The organism is Burkholderia sp. Ac-20365 (assembly GCF_017104715.1).
Taxonomy (GTDB): domain Bacteria; phylum Pseudomonadota; class Gammaproteobacteria; order Burkholderiales; family Burkholderiaceae; genus Paraburkholderia.
The window spans coordinates 21,363-36,870 of the sequence record NZ_JAAGPI010000041.1; the positions used below are offsets into that span (position 1 = coordinate 21,363).

The following is a 15,508-nucleotide window of genomic DNA, read 5'->3' on the forward strand; positions in this document are numbered from 1 at the left end:
AGAAGCGCGACGGCCGAAACCGTCAGCGCCGCTTGACGAGATATTGAAACGTGAAGCCCGGGAAGGCGAAAACGATGAACAGGCTGAAAGTGATCGCGTAGAACTGCCAGCCTTGCTCGAAGCGGTTACCGGCGCGCGCCTCGAGCATGAAGCCGAGCGCGCCGACAATGAAATACAGCACGATCAGTTCGCCGATCCTGATCCACGCGCTTTTCCTCGCGGCCTTGAGCGGCACGAATCCAAACACGCGCTGATTCAGGAACGGCAGGTTGGCGCCGACGAGCGCCAACAGCACGATGAACCACCCCGCCGCCGACATTACAGCGGGAACGGCAGCGTATGCGAAATAGCGTTCAGGCAGAGCGACATCAGCGGACCCGGAACGATACCGAGCACCAGCACGGCCACGCCGTTGAGCGCGAGCAGCGTGCGCTTGCAGGTGTCGCCGGTAATCGGGGTCGTGTCGACGGGGTCGTCGAAGTACATCAGCTTGACGATGCGCAGGTAATAGAACGCGCCGAACAGCGATGTGATCACGGCGAGTACGGCAAGCCACGTCAGACCGGCGTTCATCGTCGCTTCCAGCACGGCGAGCTTCGCGTAGAAGCCGACAGCCGGCGGAATGCCCGCGAGCGAGAACATCATCACCATCATCACGAACGCGAACACCGGGCTGCGCTGGTTGAGGCCCTTGAAGTCGTCGAGCGTCTCGGCTTCGAAGTCACGGCGAGCAAGCAGCATCACCACGCCGAACGAACCGAGCGTCGTCACTAGATAGACGATGCTGTAGAACATTGCCGAGCCGTATGCGCTCGCAGCCGAGCTCATCTTGCCGTCGACCACGCCGGCCAGCAGGCCGAGCAGCACGAAGCCCATGTTCGAGATCGCCGAGTACGCAAGCATCCGCTTGACGTTGCGCTGGACGATACCCGTGATGTTGCCGACGATCAGCGACAGCGCCGCGAGGATGACCAGCATCTCCTGCCAGTCTACCGCGAGCGGCAGCAGGCCCATCACCAGGAAGCGCAGACCCCACGCGAAAGCCGCCACCTTCGGACCGCCGCCGACGATCAGCGTCATTGCCGTCGGTGCGCCCTGATAAACGTCAGGCACCCACATGTGGAACGGCACCGCACCCATCTTGAACGCGATACCCGCAACGATGAAGATCACGCCGAACAGCAGCACGACGTCGTTGATATGACCCGATGCAACCGCCTTCAGCACTTCGTTCAGTTCGAGCGAGCCCGTCGCGCCATAAAGCATCGAGATGCCGTACAGCAGGAAGCCCGAAGCCAGCGCGCCCAGCACGTAGTACTTCATCGCGGCTTCGTTGGACGGCGCGTTTTCACGGCGCAGTGCAATCGCGGCGTAAAGCGACAGCGACATCAGTTCCAGACCGAGGTACAGCGTCAGGAAGTTGTTGCCCGAGATCATCACGATCTGGCCGAGCAGCGAGAACATGCCGAGCAGGAAGAAATTGCCTTCGAACAGCCCGCGGTCTTCCAGATACTTGCGCGAGTAGACGATCGACACCGCGTAACCCAGCGACACCACCGCCTTCATCACGTTGGCGAACGGATCGACCACGTACATGCGCGAGAAGTAGTATTGCGGCCCGGCGCCCGGTGCGAAGGCGTCGATGGCGTACCAGACGCCGGCCACCACCGTGGAAATCAGCGCGATGAAATACGTCGTGCGGCGGCTCTCAGGTCCGGCAAACGTGTCGTTGAGCCACGCAACGACGATAGCGGCCATCACTAGCGCGTCGGGTAACAAGGCGGTCATAGGTGCGTTTTGCATGATCTTTAAATTCCTACGCTTCGCATTACTGCGACAGCGGCAGCTTCGACTGCGCAACGTGGGACAGGAGGTTTTCCACCGACACGTGCATTACTTCGGTAAAGGGCTTCGGATAGATGCCCATGTACAGCGTCAACAGCGCGAGCACGCCCAGCATGAAGAACTCGCGGCGGTTGATATCGACGAGGCTCTTCACGTGGTCGTTCACAACCGCGCCGAAATACACGCGCTTGTACATCCACAACGTATAGGCCGCGCCGAGAATCAGCGTGACGGCCGCACCGAACGCAATCCAGAAGTTGTACTGGACAGCGGCCAGAATCACCATGAACTCGCCGACGAAACCGGACGTGCCCGGCAGGCCGCAGTTCGCCATCGAGAACAGCATCACGAGCGCCGCGAACTTCGGCATCGTGTTGACGACGCCGCCGTAATCGGCGATCTGACGCGAGTGCATACGGTCATACAGCACACCGATGCAAAGGAACATCGCGCCCGACACGAAACCGTGCGAGATCATCTGCACGATCGCGCCTTCGGTGCCGAGCTGGTTGAAGATGAAGAAGCCGAGCGTGACGAAGCCCATGTGAGCGATCGACGAATACGCGACCAGCTTCTTCATGTCCGCCTGCACCATCGCGACGAGACCGATGTAGACCACGGCGATCAGCGACAGTGTGATCACGACGGGCGCGAGGAAATGGCTCGCGTCCGGTGCGATAGGCAGCGAGAAGCGCAGGAAACCGTATGCGCCCAGCTTCAGCATGATCGCGGCCAGCACGACCGAGCCGCCCGTCGGTGCTTCCACGTGCGCGTCGGGCAGCCACGTGTGGACGGGCCACATCGGCACCTTGACGGCGAACGCAAGGAAGAAGGCTATGAATAGCAGCACCTGCGGCGTCATCGACAGCTTCGCGGCGTGCCATGCGGCGAGATCGAACGTGCCTGTCTGCGTGTACAGGTACAGCAAGCCGACCAGCATCAGCAGCGAGCCCATCAGCGTGTAGAGGAAGAACTTGAACGCCGCGTACACACGGTTCGCCCCGCCCCACACGCCGATGATGATGTACATCGGAATCAGCGTCGCTTCAAAAAACACATAGAACAGCATGCCGTCGGCTGCGGAAAACACGCCGACCATGATGCCCGACAGGATGAGGAAGGCCGCCAGATATTGCGCGACGTTCTTCGTGATCACTTCCCATGCGGCGATCACAACGATCACCGTAATCAGCGCCGTCAGCACGACGAACCACATCGAGATACCGTCGATGCCGAGGTGGTACGTAATGTTGAAACGCTCGATCCAGTTTGCCTTTTCTTCGAACTGCAATGCTGCCGTACTCGTATCGAAATCCGTCATCAACGGAATCGTCACGATGAAACTCAACACCGACCCGATCAGCGCAACCCACCGCGCCGGACCGGGATTGCGATCTGAACCGATGGCAAGAACCACCAGGCCGAAAACAATCGGCATCCAGATCGCGATACTCAGAATCGGAAACGTCGTGTGCATGAGAAGTGTCTCCAGCCTGTTTTTTATTTTCCGCCGAGCGTTACAAACAAGGTCAGGAGCCCCAGCATGCCGATGATCATGGCGAATGCGTAGTGGTAGATGTAACCCGATTGCAGGAAGCGGATCACGCTCGCAAACCAGCCAATGAAGCGCGCGCTTCCGTTGACAATGCCGTCGATGACCACGACATCGCCCTCTTTCCACAGGCCGCGGCCAATGGCCACTGCGCCGCGCGCGAAGACGACTTCGTTGATCTTGTCCATGTAGTACTTGTTATCCAGCAGCGTGTAGATGGGACCGAAACCACGCTTGATCACGGCCGGCAGATCCGGACGCTTCAGGTACAGGAACCACGACACCACCACGCCTGCCAGCGCCAGCCACACAGGCAGACCCGACGCAGCGTGCAGGCCCATCGAGGCCCAGCCCTGGAATTCTTCGGCCATCTCGTGCAGCGCCGGATGGTTTTCGCCGATGAAGATCACCTTGTCGAACGCCACGCCGTGCTGGAAGAAGTCGCCGTACAGCATCGGGCCGATTGCGATCGCACCGATCACGATCGACGGAATGGCGAGCAGCACGAGCGGCAACCACACGACCCACGGCGTTTCATGCGGCTCGTGAGCGTGATGATCGTCGTGACCGTGATCGTCGTGATGACCGTGGCCGTGCGCAGCCGCTTCGGCGCCCATCGGCGATTCCGGATGCTTCGGACCGCGGAAGCGCTCTTCACCGTGGAACACGAGGAAGTACATGCGGAACGAGTACAGCGCCGTCACGAACACGCTTGCGACGACCGCGAAGTACGCGAAGCCCGAACCCGGCAGATGCGACAGCTTCACTGCATCGATGATCGAGTCTTTCGAGTAGAAGCCCGAGAAGAACGGCGTACCGATCAGCGCGAGCGAACCGATCAGCGACGTGATCCACGTAATGGGCATGTACTTGCGCAGACCGCCCATGTTGCGCATGTCCTGATCGTGGTGCATGCCGATGATCACGGAACCCGCGCCGAGGAACAGCAGCGCCTTGAAGAACGCGTGCGTCATCAGGTGGAACACAGCGACCGGGTACGCCGACACGCCGAGCGCGACCGTCATGTAGCCAAGCTGCGACAGCGTCGAGTAAGCGACGACACGCTTGATGTCGTTCTGCACGATGCCGAGGAAGCCCATGAACAGCGCCGTGATCGCGCCGATCACCGTGATGAACGACAGTGCCGAGTCCGACAGTTCGAACAGCGGCGACATGCGCGTCACCATGAAGATACCGGCCGTCACCATGGTCGCCGCGTGAATCAGCGCGGAGATCGGCGTCGGGCCTTCCATCGAGTCGGGCAGCCACACGTGCAGCGGGAATTGCGCCGACTTACCCATCGCGCCGATGAACAGACAGATACACGCGACCGTCAGCAGGCCCCAGTCGGTGCCCGGGAAGCTCAGCGAAGCCAGTTCGTGGCTCTTCGCGAACACGTCGCCGTAGTTCATCGAGCCGCCGTACGCGAGGATCAAACCGATGCCCAGAATGAAGCCGAAGTCGCCCACGCGGTTGACGATGAACGCCTTCATGTTCGCGTAGATCGCGCTTTCACGCTTGAAGTAGAAGCCGATCAGCAGGTACGAGACAAGACCCACCGCTTCCCAGCCGAAGAACAGCTGCAGGAAGTTGTTGCTCATCACGAGCATCAGCATCGAGAACGTGAACAGCGAGATGTACGAGAAGAAGCGCTCGTAGCCCGTTTCTTCGTCGGCCATGTAGCCAATCGTGTAGATGTGCACCATCAGCGACACGAAGGTCACCACGCACATCATCATGGCCGTGAGCGTGTCGACGAGGAAGCCGACTTCGAACTTGACCTTGCCGACCGTCATCCATTCGTAGACGGTTGCGTTGAAGTTCGCGCCATGCAGCACGTCGAGGAAGACGACGCACGAAAGCACGAAGGAAATCGCGACGCCGAGGATCGTGACCGAATGGGCACCCTTGCGCCCTACCGTCTTGCCGAAGAGCCCCGCAATCAGCGAGCCGGCCAGCGGTGCAAGCGCAACCGCCAGCAACAGGTTTTCATTGAGTGTCGTTGACATAAGAGCCTGTGCCTGAAGTTAACCTTTGAGCTGATCGAGATCCTCGACATTGATCGTGTCGAGGCTACGGAACAGGGTCACCAGAATCGCAAGACCGATCGCCGCTTCCGCCGCTGCCACCGTCAGCACGAAGAAAACGAAGATCTGGCCATGCACATCGCCGAGATAATGCGAGAACGCGACGAAGTTCGTGTTGACCGCCAGCAGCATCAGTTCAATTGCCATCAGGATGATGATGACGTTGCGACGGTTCAGGAAAATGCCGACGATGCTGATCGCGAACAGGATCGCGCCGAGCACGAGGTAATGGGCAAGGGACAACATGTTTTTCTCCTCCTGACGTCAGCTTTTCTTGGCGGCGTCTGCGTCGCCAGCAACGGTTTCAGGTTCAGCCGGACGTTCGATCTCCGCGGCCATCTTGACCACGCGCACGCGGTCTTGCGCACGCACCTTCACCTGATCCGACACGCGCTGGCGCTTGCTGTCCTTGCCATGACGCGTGGTCAGCGCAATCGCCGCGATGATCGCGACCAGCAGCACGAGGCCCGCCACTTCGAACGCGAAGATGTAGTCGGTGTAAATGATCTTGCCGATCAGGCGCGTGTTCGACCAGTCGGCGGCGCCGGCGACGGCAGCCGTCGTGTCGCGCACGGGCTGAACCGTCGCGCCGTAGCCATGCCACAGGATCAGCGCCGTCTCGATCACGATGATCGCGCCGACCACCGTCGCCATCGGCACGAAGCGCTTGAAGTCGCGGCGCAGCACGTCGAGATTGATGTCCAGCATCATCACGACGAACAGGAACAGCACCATCACCGCGCCGACATACACCAGCACCAGCAGGATCGCGAGGAATTCCGCCTGCAGCAGCATCCAGATCGCGGCCGCGTTGAAGAACGCGAGCACGAGGAACAACGCGGACGACACCGGGTTGCGCGAAGTGATCACCTTCAGCCCTGACACCGTCAGGAGTAACGCGAAGATGTAGAACAGTACGGTCGTGAAGTCCATGATTACCGATTCATCGTTAGGCCATCGTCAGGCTTGGTGCTTTGGCGCGCGTCGTCTTCTGCATTGTGTTGCTTTGCGTGACGCAGCGCCAGAGCGGTCTGGCAGTTCCGCGCGTTCTTATGCCTGGCAGATACGCGCGGGATTCAACTCGTGGCTAACCTATCAACGATAGGGTGCGTCGGCTGCCTTGTTAGCAGCGATCTCCGCTTCGTAGCGGTCGCCGACTGCGAGCAGCATGTCCTTCGTGAAGTACAGGTCGCCGCGCTTTTCGCCGTGATATTCGAGGATGTGCGTTTCGACGATCGAATCGACCGGGCAGCTCTCTTCGCAGAAGCCACAGAAGATGCACTTGGTCAGGTCGATGTCGTAGCGCGTCGTGCGGCGCGTGTTGTCCGCGCGCGTTTCCGATTCGATCGTGATCGCGAGCGCCGGGCACACGGCTTCGCACAGCTTGCACGCGATGCAGCGCTCTTCGCCGTTCTCGTAGCGGCGCAGTGCATGCAGGCCACGGAAGCGCGGGGAAATCGGAGTCTTCTCTTCCGGGAACTGCACGGTGATCTTGCGCTGGAACGTATAGCGTCCCGTCAGCGCGAGGCCCTTGAGCAGCTCGGTCAGAAAGAAGGTCTTGAAGAAGTTTTGGATTGCGGTCATGGTTCGTCCGCCCCCTTAATTCCAGATATTCAACGGCGACATGATCCAGAGGCCGACCACGATCACCCAGATCACGGTTACCGGCAGGAAAATCTTCCAGCCCAGACGCATGATCTGGTCATAGCGGTAACGCGGGAATGTCGCGCGCACCCAGATGAAGACCGACAGCAGGAAGAAGACCTTGAGGACCAGCCAGAAGATGCCCGGGATGAACGACAGGAACTCGAACGGAGCACTCCAGCCGCCCAGGAACAGGATCGAAGCAAGCGCCGAGATCACGATCATGTTGATGTATTCGGCGAGGAAGAACAGCGCGAACGCCATACCCGAGTAATCGATCATGTGACCCGCGACGATTTCCGATTCGCCTTCCACCACGTCGAACGGGTGGCGGTTGGTTTCCGCGATGCCCGACACGAAGTAGACGACGAACGCCGGCAAGAGCGGCAGCCAGTTCCACGACAGGAACGTGATGCCGTGGCTCGCGAAGATGCCGCGCATCTGCGAGCCGACGATGTCCGACAGGTTCATCGTGCCCGCGGTCATCATCACGACCACGAGTGCGAAGCCCATCGACACTTCGTACGACACCATCTGTGCTGCAGCGCGCATCGCGCCGAGGAACGCGTACTTCGAGTTCGACGCCCAGCCGGCCAGAATCACGCCGTACACGCCGACCGACGAGATCGAGATCGCGTACAGCAGGCCTGCGTTGATATCGCCGAGCACGGCGCCTGCCTGGAACGGAATCACCGCCCAGACCGCGAACGCGGGCACCACCACCATCACAGGCGCGATCAGATAGACCCAGCGGCTTGCCTGCGACGGCTGAATGACTTCCTTGAGCAGCAGCTTCAAGACGTCTGCGATCGGCTGCAGCAGACCGGCGGGGCCGACGCGGTTCGGGCCGAGACGAACGTGCATCCAGCCGATCAGCTTACGCTCCCACAGGATCAGATAAGCCACGCACAGCAGGATGGCAACGGACACCACGAGGATGCGCACCACCGCCCACACCGTGGGCCATGCCACCCCGAGAAGCTGGGAGCCGCCCGCGTTGATCGATTCGAACAAGGTCATTTACGCCTTCTCCACCACCAGTTCACCGAACAGGCTGCCCAGCGCTGCACCGGCAGGCGTAGCCGCCGACACGCGGACGACTGTCTCCGCAAGATTCGCATCACGCACGGCCGGAATCTGCACCGAACGATCGCCCTGACGAACGCGCACGGCGTCGCCTTCCTTCAAACCCAGCTTGTCGAACAGCGCGGCGGGCAGACCCACCGAGTTGGCGGCGCGCGCAGCGGCCGTCAGATGCAGCGACTCCGCACGACGCACGAGCTGGTCGGCGTGATAGATCGGCACATCGGCGATACGCTCGAAGGTGCCTTCCGCTGCCTTCGCGCCATTGCCGCGTGCGACGCTTGCCGACGTCTTGTTCGACAGACGCGGCGTGAGATCGCCATCGCCCAGCGCAGCAACACGCACCTGCTCCGCCGTATCGTAGTCGAAGCCCGACGCGCCGAGCAGGTTGCCGAGCACGCGCAACACTTTCCATCCAGGACGTGTATCGCCGAGCGGACGCACCACGCCGTTGAACATCTGCACCGTGCCTTCCGCGTTGACGAACGTGCCCGCCGTTTCCGTGTACGGGGCGATCGGCAGCAGGACGTCCGCGTATTCGGCGCCCGTCTGGAACGGCGACATCACGACGACCATTTCAGCCTGGTTCAGCGCGGCGAGCGCCTGAGCCGGGTTGGCCGTATCGAATTCGGGTTCGAGGTTCAGCAGCACATAGCCCTTGCGCGGCTGCTCGAATGCTTCGCGCGCGTTCAGACCGCCCTCGCCCGGCAATGCGCCGACGAGATGCGCGCCAACCGTGTTCGCTGCTTCCGTCAAGAAGCCGAGCGTCGCGCCCGTCGTGTCGGCAATCCATTGCGCCGCTGCGTGGATCGCAGCGAATTCCGGATGCTGGACGGCGCCGTTGCCGAGCAGCACGACGCGCGTTTCGCCAGCGCCGAGTGCCTTGGCCGTCTGCTTTGCTGCATCCGATGCCGTCGCGCCTGCGAAGGCTTCCGGCAGCGCCACGCCCTTCGCTTCCGACACGGCGGCTGCGATGCCAGCCAGTTCGTTCAGCCACGCTGACGGTGCCGCTGCGATACGTGCCGCTTGCGGGATCAGCGCGTCGTCGCGCGTGGCCTGCAGCAGCGTGATCTGTGCGCCGCCCTTCGCGGCCTGACGCAGACGCGCAGCAAACAGCGGATGGTCGCGACGCAGCGACGACCCGATCACGAGCGCGCTGTCGAGCATCGACAGGTTGGCGATCGACGTACCGAGCCACGGCGTGCCGTTTGCGGCTACCGAAAAGTCCGTCTGACGCAGACGGAAATCGATGTTCGGTGTGCCGACGGCTTGCGCGAGTTGCTTGAGGAGGAACAGTTCTTCGACCGTGCTATGCGCGCTGCCGAGTGCGGCAATCGCGTTCGCGCCGTGATCGGCCGAGATGCCCTTCAGACCCTTGACGACGTATTCGAGCGCCGTCTGCCAGTCGGTTTCCATCCACTGGCCGTTCTGCTTGAGCATCGGGCGCGTCAGACGTTCCGGGCTGTTGAGGGCTTCATACGAGAAGCGGTCCTTGTCCGAAATCCAGCATTCGTTGATGGCTTCGTTTTCGAACGGCAGAACACGCATCACGCGATTGTTCTTTACCTGCACCACGAGGTTCGCGCCGACGGAATCGTGCGGGCTCACCGACTTGCGGCGCGACAGTTCCCACGTACGCGCGCTGTATCGGAACGGCTTGCTGGTTAGCGCGCCGACCGGGCACAGGTCGATCATGTTGCCCGACAGTTCGGAGTCGACCGTCTTGCCGACGAACGACGTGATTTCCGAGTGCTCGCCACGGCCCAGCATGCCGAGTTCCATCACGCCGGCGACTTCTTCACCAAAGCGCACACACCGCGTGCAGTGAATGCAGCGCGACATTTCTTCCATCGAGATCAGCGGGCCGACGTTCTTGTGGAACACGACGCGCTTCTCTTCGGTATAACGCGAGGACGACTTGCCGTAACCAACGGCCAGATCCTGCAACTGGCACTCACCGCCCTGGTCGCAGATCGGGCAATCGAGCGGATGGTTGATCAGCAGGAACTCCATCACCGATTGCTGGCCCTTCACCGCCTTGTCCGACTTCGTGCGCACGATCATGCCCGCCGACACCGGCGTCGCGCATGCAGGCACGGCCTTCGGCATCTTCTCGACATCGACAAGACACATCCGGCAGTTGGCCGCAATCGACAGCTTCTTGTGATAGCAGAAGTGAGGGATATAGGTATCGACCTTATGCGCAGCCTGAATGATCATGCTGCCTTCGGCCACCTCTACTTTCTTGCCGTCTATTTCAAGTTCAACCATGATGGTCAATCTTCCTTAACCTGTTACCGCTCAATCGTTCGCCCGCTCGCCGCTGCGCTTTGCGCTTGGCGGCGGCGCCCGCGTTTGATTCCCGCTTTATGCAGCGACCGTTTCCGGGGCCGCCGCCGCGCCGGCATGACCGCCGACGACGCAACGCTTGTTGGCGACGTGATACTCGAATTCGTCCCAGTAGTGCTTCAGCATGCCGCGCACGGGCATCGCCGCTGCATCGCCGAGCGCGCAGATCGTGCGGCCCATGATGTTTTCAGCCACCGAGTTCAGCAGATCCAGGTCTTCCTTGCGGCCCTGACCGTGCTCGATGCGATGCACGACGCGATACAGCCAGCCCGTGCCTTCGCGGCACGGCGTGCACTGACCGCACGACTCTTCGTAATAGAAGTACGACAGACGCAGCAGCGAGCGCACCATGCAGCGGGTCTCGTCCATCACGATGACGGCGCCCGAACCCAGCATCGAACCCTGCTTGGCGATCGAGTCGTAGTCCATGTCGGTTTGCATCATCAGCTCGCCCGGAATGACCGGAGCCGACGAACCGCCAGGAATCACGGCCTTGATCTTCTTGCCGCCGCGCATGCCGCCTGCGAGATCGAGCAGCGTCGCGAACGGCGTGCCGAGCGGGACTTCATAGTTGCCCGGACGCTCGACGTCACCCGATACCGAGAAGATCTTCGTGCCGCCGTTGTTCGGCTTACCCATTTCGAGGTAATTCTGCGGACCGACGGCCAGCAGGAACGGCACGGCTGCGAACGTTTCCGTGTTGTTGATCGTGGTCGGCTTGCCGTACACGCCAAAGCTCGCCGGGAAAGGCGGCTTGAACCGCGGCTGGCCCTTCTTGCCTTCCAGCGATTCGAGCAGCGCGGTTTCTTCGCCGCAGATGTACGCGCCGTAACCATGGTGCGCGTGCAGCTGGAACGAGAAGCCCGAACCCATGATGTTGTCGCCGAGGAAGCCCGCCGCGCGTGCTTCTTCCAGCGCTGCTTCGAAGCGTCGATAGACTTCGAAGATTTCACCGTGGATGTAGTTGTAGCCGACCGTGATGTTCATCGCGTACGCACCGATGGCCATGCCTTCGATCAGCGCATGCGGATTCCAGCGCAGAATGTCGCGATCCTTGAACGTGCCCGGTTCGCCTTCGTCCGAGTTACAGACGAGATACTTCTGTCCCGGGAACTGGCGCGGCATGAAGCTCCACTTCAGGCCGGTCGGGAAGCCCGCACCGCCACGGCCACGCAGGCCCGACGCTTTCACGTCTGCGATCACCTGCTCAGGCGGAATCTTCTCTTCGAGAATACGGCGCAACTGCTTGTAGCCGCCGCGCGCAACGTAGTCCTCAAGATGCCAGTTGTCGCCGTTCAGGCCGGCGAGAATCAGCGGTTTGATGTGACGATCGTGTAAAGACGTCATTTCGAAAGTTCCTCGAGCAGCTGGTCGATCTTCTCGCGGCTCATGAAGCTGCACATGCGATGGTTGTTCACGAGCAGCACGGGGGCATCACCGCACGAACCCATGCATTCGCCCTCTTTCAGGGTGAACTTGCCGTCCGCGGTGGTTTCGCCGAAGTCGATGCCGAGCTTCTGCTTCAGATAGTCGGCGGCGCTGTCCGAACCGCCATCAGGACCGAGCTGGCACGGCAGGTTCGTACAGAGCGTGATCTTGTATTTGCCGACCGGCTTCAACTCGTACATCGTGTAGAAGGTCGCGACCTCCTGCACGGCGACGGGCGGCATGCCGAGATAGTCGGCGACGAACTGCATGAGTTCGGGCGACAGCCAGCCAAGCTCTTCCTGACCGACGGCGAGCGCCGCCATCACGGCGGACTGCTTCTGATCCGCGGGATACTTTGCGATCGCGCGATCGATTTCTTTCAGGCCTTCAGCTGAGATCATTTTCAGACACGACTCTTTCAATTCCTACCGAACGAAAACCTGTCGCGCACTGCGTATTGCGGCATGTTGCGACAGACCCGGCGTTCCTTTGCTTGACGTGCGCTCCGCTTCTATTGCTTTATCGGCTGCGAGAGCGCGCGCCTTGATGAATACCGCTATGACAAACCGCTCTAGCGGTCCACTTCACCGAACACGATGTCCTGCGTGCCGATGATCGTCACGGCGTCGGCGATCATGTGGCCGCGCGCCATTTCATCGAGCGCGGACAAATGCGCATAACCCGGCGCGCGGATCTTGAGGCGGTACGGCTTGTTCGCGCCGTCCGACACCAGATAGATGCCGAACTCACCCTTCGGATGCTCCACGGCTGCGTACGCTTCGCCTTCCGGCACGTGGAAGCCTTCCGTGAACAGCTTGAAGTGGTGAATCAGGTCTTCCATGTTCGACTTCATGCCCACGCGCGACGGCGGCGCAACCTTGTGATTGTCCGTCATCACAGGGCCGGGATTCTTACGCAACCATTCAATGCACTGTTTCGCAATGCGTGTGGATTGACGCATTTCTTCGACGCGCACCAGATAGCGGTCGTAGCAATCGCCGTTCACGCCGACCGGAATGTCGAAGTCCATCTGGTCATACACTTCGTACGGCTGCTTCTTGCGCAGATCCCACGCGATACCCGAACCGCGCAGCATCGCGCCCGTCATGCCGAGCTGCAGCGCCCGCTCCGGACTCACGACGCCAATGCCGACCAGACGCTGCTTCCAGATGCGGTTGTCGGTGAGCAGCGTTTCGTACTCGTCGACACAACCCGGGAAACGGTTGAAGAAATCTTCGATGAAGTCGAGCAGCGAACCCTGGCGCGTCTCGTTCATCTTCGACAGTGCCTTCGCGTTGCGAATCTTCGATGCCTTGTATTGCGGCATCGCGTCCGGCAGATCGCGGTAGACGCCACCCGGACGGTAGTACGCCGCGTGCATCCGTGCGCCGGACACCGCTTCATACACGTCCATCAGATCTTCGCGCTCGCGGAATGCGTACAGGAACACGGCCATTGCGCCGACGTCGAGCGCGTGCGCGCCGATCCACATCAGGTGGTTCAGCACGCGCGTGACTTCGTCGAACAGGACGCGAATGTATTTCGCGCGAATGGGCACATCGATGCCGAGCAGCTTTTCGATCGCCATCACATAGCCGTGCTCGTTGACCATCATCGACACGTAGTCGAGACGGTCCATATACGGCACGGACTGAATGAAGGTCTTGCTTTCCGCGAGCTTTTCAGTCGCGCGGTGCAGGAGGCCGATATGCGGATCGGCGCGCTGGATCACCTCGCCGTCGAGTTCGAGCACGAGGCGCAGCACACCGTGCGCTGCCGGGTGCTGCGGGCCGAAGTTGAGCGTGTAGTTCTTGATCTCTGCCATGGCGTTCTCTTAGTGTTTCAGGCCGCCATAGCGATCCTCGCGGATCACGCGCGGCGTGATTTCCCGAGGCTCGATCGTCACGGGCTGATAGACGACACGCTTCTCTTCCGGGTCGTAACGCATCTCGACATAACCGGAGACAGGGAAATCCTTGCGGAACGGGTGACCGATAAAACCGTAATCGGTCAGGATGCGGCGCAGGTCCGGGTGACCTTCGAAGACGATGCCGAACAGATCGAATGCTTCGCGCTCGTACCAGTTGGCCGAACTCCAGACATCCACGACCGACGGGACCAGCGGCACATCGTCGTCCGGCGCGAACACGCGCACGCGCACGCGCCAGTTGTTCGTGACGGACAGCAGATGCAGGACTGCGGCGAAACGCGGACCTTCGTAAGCGCCTTCACCGTAGGTTTGATAGTCGACGCCGCAGAGATCCATCAGCTGTTCGAAGCGCAGCGACAAATCGTCGCGCAGACGCGTGACCACTTCGAGGTAATCTTCCGCCTTCACGACGATGGTCAGCTCACCGATCGATTCGGTGATGCTCGTCAGGCGGCCGCCAAAGGCCGCCTCGAGGTTCGCTTTGAGGGTCTCGAGTTTGCTTGCCATATTGTGGGGAGGACTTGGGCTTTATTGACGGGCGATGGTATTGGTGCGGCGGATCTTCGCCTGTAGCTGGATCACGCCGTACACCAGCGCCTCAGCCGTGGGCGGACAACCCGGCACGTACACATCGACGGGCACGATACGGTCGCAGCCACGCACCACCGAATACGAGTAGTGATAGTAGCCACCGCCATTCGCGCACGAACCCATCGAGATCACCCAACGCGGCTCGGCCATCTGGTCGTACACCTTGCGCAGGGCAGGCGCCATCTTGTTGCACAGCGTGCCGGCAACGATCATCACGTCCGACTGACGCGGACTTGGACGGAACACCACGCCGAAACGGTCGAGGTCATAACGGGCAGCGCCCGCATGCATCATCTCAACCGCGCAACACGCGAGACCGAACGTCATCGGCCACAAGGAACCGGTACGCGTCCAGTTGATCAGCTTGTCAGCCGTGGTGGTGACAAACCCTTCCTTCAAGACCCCTTCGATACTCATTTGTTTTCCACTCCAGACGAGCGGCGAGCCATCGCCACCCAAACACACCGGCGATTAACCCGTCATTCCCAGTCGAGGCCGCCCTTCTTCCAGATATAGGCGAAGCCCAACAGGAATTCGAGCAGAAAAATCATCATCGAGATGAAGCCCGGCCAGCCAATATCACGCAGGGCCACGCCCCACGGGAACAGGAATGCCGTTTCAAGGTCGAAGATGATGAAGAGAATGGCGACCAGGTAGTAGCGCACATCGAACTTCATGCGCGCATCTTCGAATGCTTCGAAGCCGCACTCGTACGGTGCGTTCTTTTCGGTGTCCGGCCGATTCGGACCGAGGATCTTGCCAATACTGACCAGTGCTACGCCTAAACCGGTGCCCACGAGGAGGAACATCAATACGGGGAAATAGGCTGCGAGGTTCAAAGCTATCCTCAATCGGTTGGTTCTGAGTGACGTCAGGAGACGTTGACTGCTACGAACAACCCCTGACGCGAAACACTTCGGGATGCTTGATGTTGAAAGCCCACAGCAAACACTACCCCAGAAGTGAAAATGCCAGCCGAAGCTGAAGCAAGCGGCTGGC

The 15,508-nt window shown here is 60.7% G+C and carries 15 protein-coding genes; all 15 read right to left on the reverse strand.

Translation table 11 applies throughout. From position 1 onward, the window contains the following. Window positions 1-22: 22 nt before the first annotated feature. Window positions 23-319, reverse strand: a complete 297-nt coding sequence (locus tag G3O01_RS38100) for a DUF2818 family protein (RefSeq protein WP_205812390.1) — start codon at window positions 317-319, stop codon at window positions 23-25. Beyond that, window positions 319-1,803, reverse strand: a complete 1,485-nt coding sequence (gene nuoN, locus G3O01_RS38105) for an NADH-quinone oxidoreductase subunit NuoN (protein ID WP_205812392.1) — start codon at window positions 1,801-1,803, stop codon at window positions 319-321. The genes G3O01_RS38100 and nuoN overlap by 1 nt, the downstream gene beginning before the upstream one ends. A 25-nt stretch (window positions 1,804-1,828) precedes the next feature. Beyond that, complete coding sequence (locus tag G3O01_RS38110) at window positions 1,829-3,322, reverse strand: NADH-quinone oxidoreductase subunit M (protein WP_205812400.1); 1,494 nt, start codon at window positions 3,320-3,322, stop codon at window positions 1,829-1,831. A 23-nt stretch (window positions 3,323-3,345) separates the two neighbouring features. Continuing rightward, window positions 3,346-5,406 carry an NADH-quinone oxidoreductase subunit L gene (gene nuoL / locus G3O01_RS38115; RefSeq protein WP_205812407.1) on the reverse strand — a complete coding sequence of 687 codons (2,061 nt, stop codon included), beginning with the start codon at window positions 5,404-5,406 and terminating at the stop codon, window positions 3,346-3,348. Between the two features lie 18 nt (window positions 5,407-5,424). Continuing rightward, the gene (nuoK, locus tag G3O01_RS38120) at window positions 5,425-5,730 is read right to left on the reverse strand and encodes an NADH-quinone oxidoreductase subunit NuoK (RefSeq protein WP_007588140.1); all 306 of its coding nucleotides are present in this window, start codon (window positions 5,728-5,730) and stop codon (window positions 5,425-5,427) included. An 18-nt stretch (window positions 5,731-5,748) separates the two neighbouring features. Continuing rightward, on the reverse strand, window positions 5,749-6,417 hold the full coding sequence (locus tag G3O01_RS38125; protein ID WP_205812409.1) for an NADH-quinone oxidoreductase subunit J: 669 nt from the start codon (window positions 6,415-6,417) through the stop codon (window positions 5,749-5,751). Between the two features lie 162 nt (window positions 6,418-6,579). Continuing rightward, complete coding sequence (gene nuoI, locus G3O01_RS38130) at window positions 6,580-7,068, reverse strand: NADH-quinone oxidoreductase subunit NuoI (protein ID WP_012401389.1); 489 nt, start codon at window positions 7,066-7,068, stop codon at window positions 6,580-6,582. A 15-nt stretch (window positions 7,069-7,083) separates the two neighbouring features. Beyond that, complete coding sequence (nuoH, locus tag G3O01_RS38135; protein WP_205812411.1) at window positions 7,084-8,148, reverse strand: NADH-quinone oxidoreductase subunit NuoH; 1,065 nt, start codon at window positions 8,146-8,148, stop codon at window positions 7,084-7,086. Next, on the reverse strand, window positions 8,149-10,482 hold the full coding sequence (nuoG, locus tag G3O01_RS38140) for an NADH-quinone oxidoreductase subunit NuoG (RefSeq protein WP_205812413.1): 2,334 nt from the start codon (window positions 10,480-10,482) through the stop codon (window positions 8,149-8,151). A 96-nt stretch (window positions 10,483-10,578) separates the two neighbouring features. Beyond that, a complete protein-coding gene (gene nuoF / locus G3O01_RS38145) occupies window positions 10,579-11,907 on the reverse strand; it encodes an NADH-quinone oxidoreductase subunit NuoF (RefSeq protein ID WP_205812415.1) in 1,329 nt (442 codons plus the stop codon). Further along, window positions 11,904-12,389 carry an NADH-quinone oxidoreductase subunit NuoE gene (nuoE, locus tag G3O01_RS38150; protein WP_205812417.1) on the reverse strand — a complete coding sequence of 162 codons (486 nt, stop codon included), beginning with the start codon at window positions 12,387-12,389 and terminating at the stop codon, window positions 11,904-11,906. The genes nuoF and nuoE overlap by 4 nt, the downstream gene beginning before the upstream one ends. Before the next feature lie 170 nt (window positions 12,390-12,559). Next, window positions 12,560-13,813, reverse strand: coding sequence for an NADH-quinone oxidoreductase subunit D (locus G3O01_RS38155; protein ID WP_205812418.1), 1,254 nt, complete (start codon window positions 13,811-13,813; stop codon window positions 12,560-12,562). 9 nt (window positions 13,814-13,822) lie between these two features. Next, complete coding sequence (locus G3O01_RS38160) at window positions 13,823-14,425, reverse strand: NADH-quinone oxidoreductase subunit C (RefSeq protein WP_205812420.1); 603 nt, start codon at window positions 14,423-14,425, stop codon at window positions 13,823-13,825. Between the two features lie 21 nt (window positions 14,426-14,446). Further along, window positions 14,447-14,926, reverse strand: coding sequence for an NADH-quinone oxidoreductase subunit B (locus tag G3O01_RS38165; RefSeq protein WP_006052903.1), 480 nt, complete (start codon window positions 14,924-14,926; stop codon window positions 14,447-14,449). Between the two features lie 62 nt (window positions 14,927-14,988). Then, complete coding sequence (locus G3O01_RS38170) at window positions 14,989-15,348, reverse strand: NADH-quinone oxidoreductase subunit A (protein ID WP_028369574.1); 360 nt, start codon at window positions 15,346-15,348, stop codon at window positions 14,989-14,991. Window positions 15,349-15,508 lie beyond the last annotated feature (160 nt).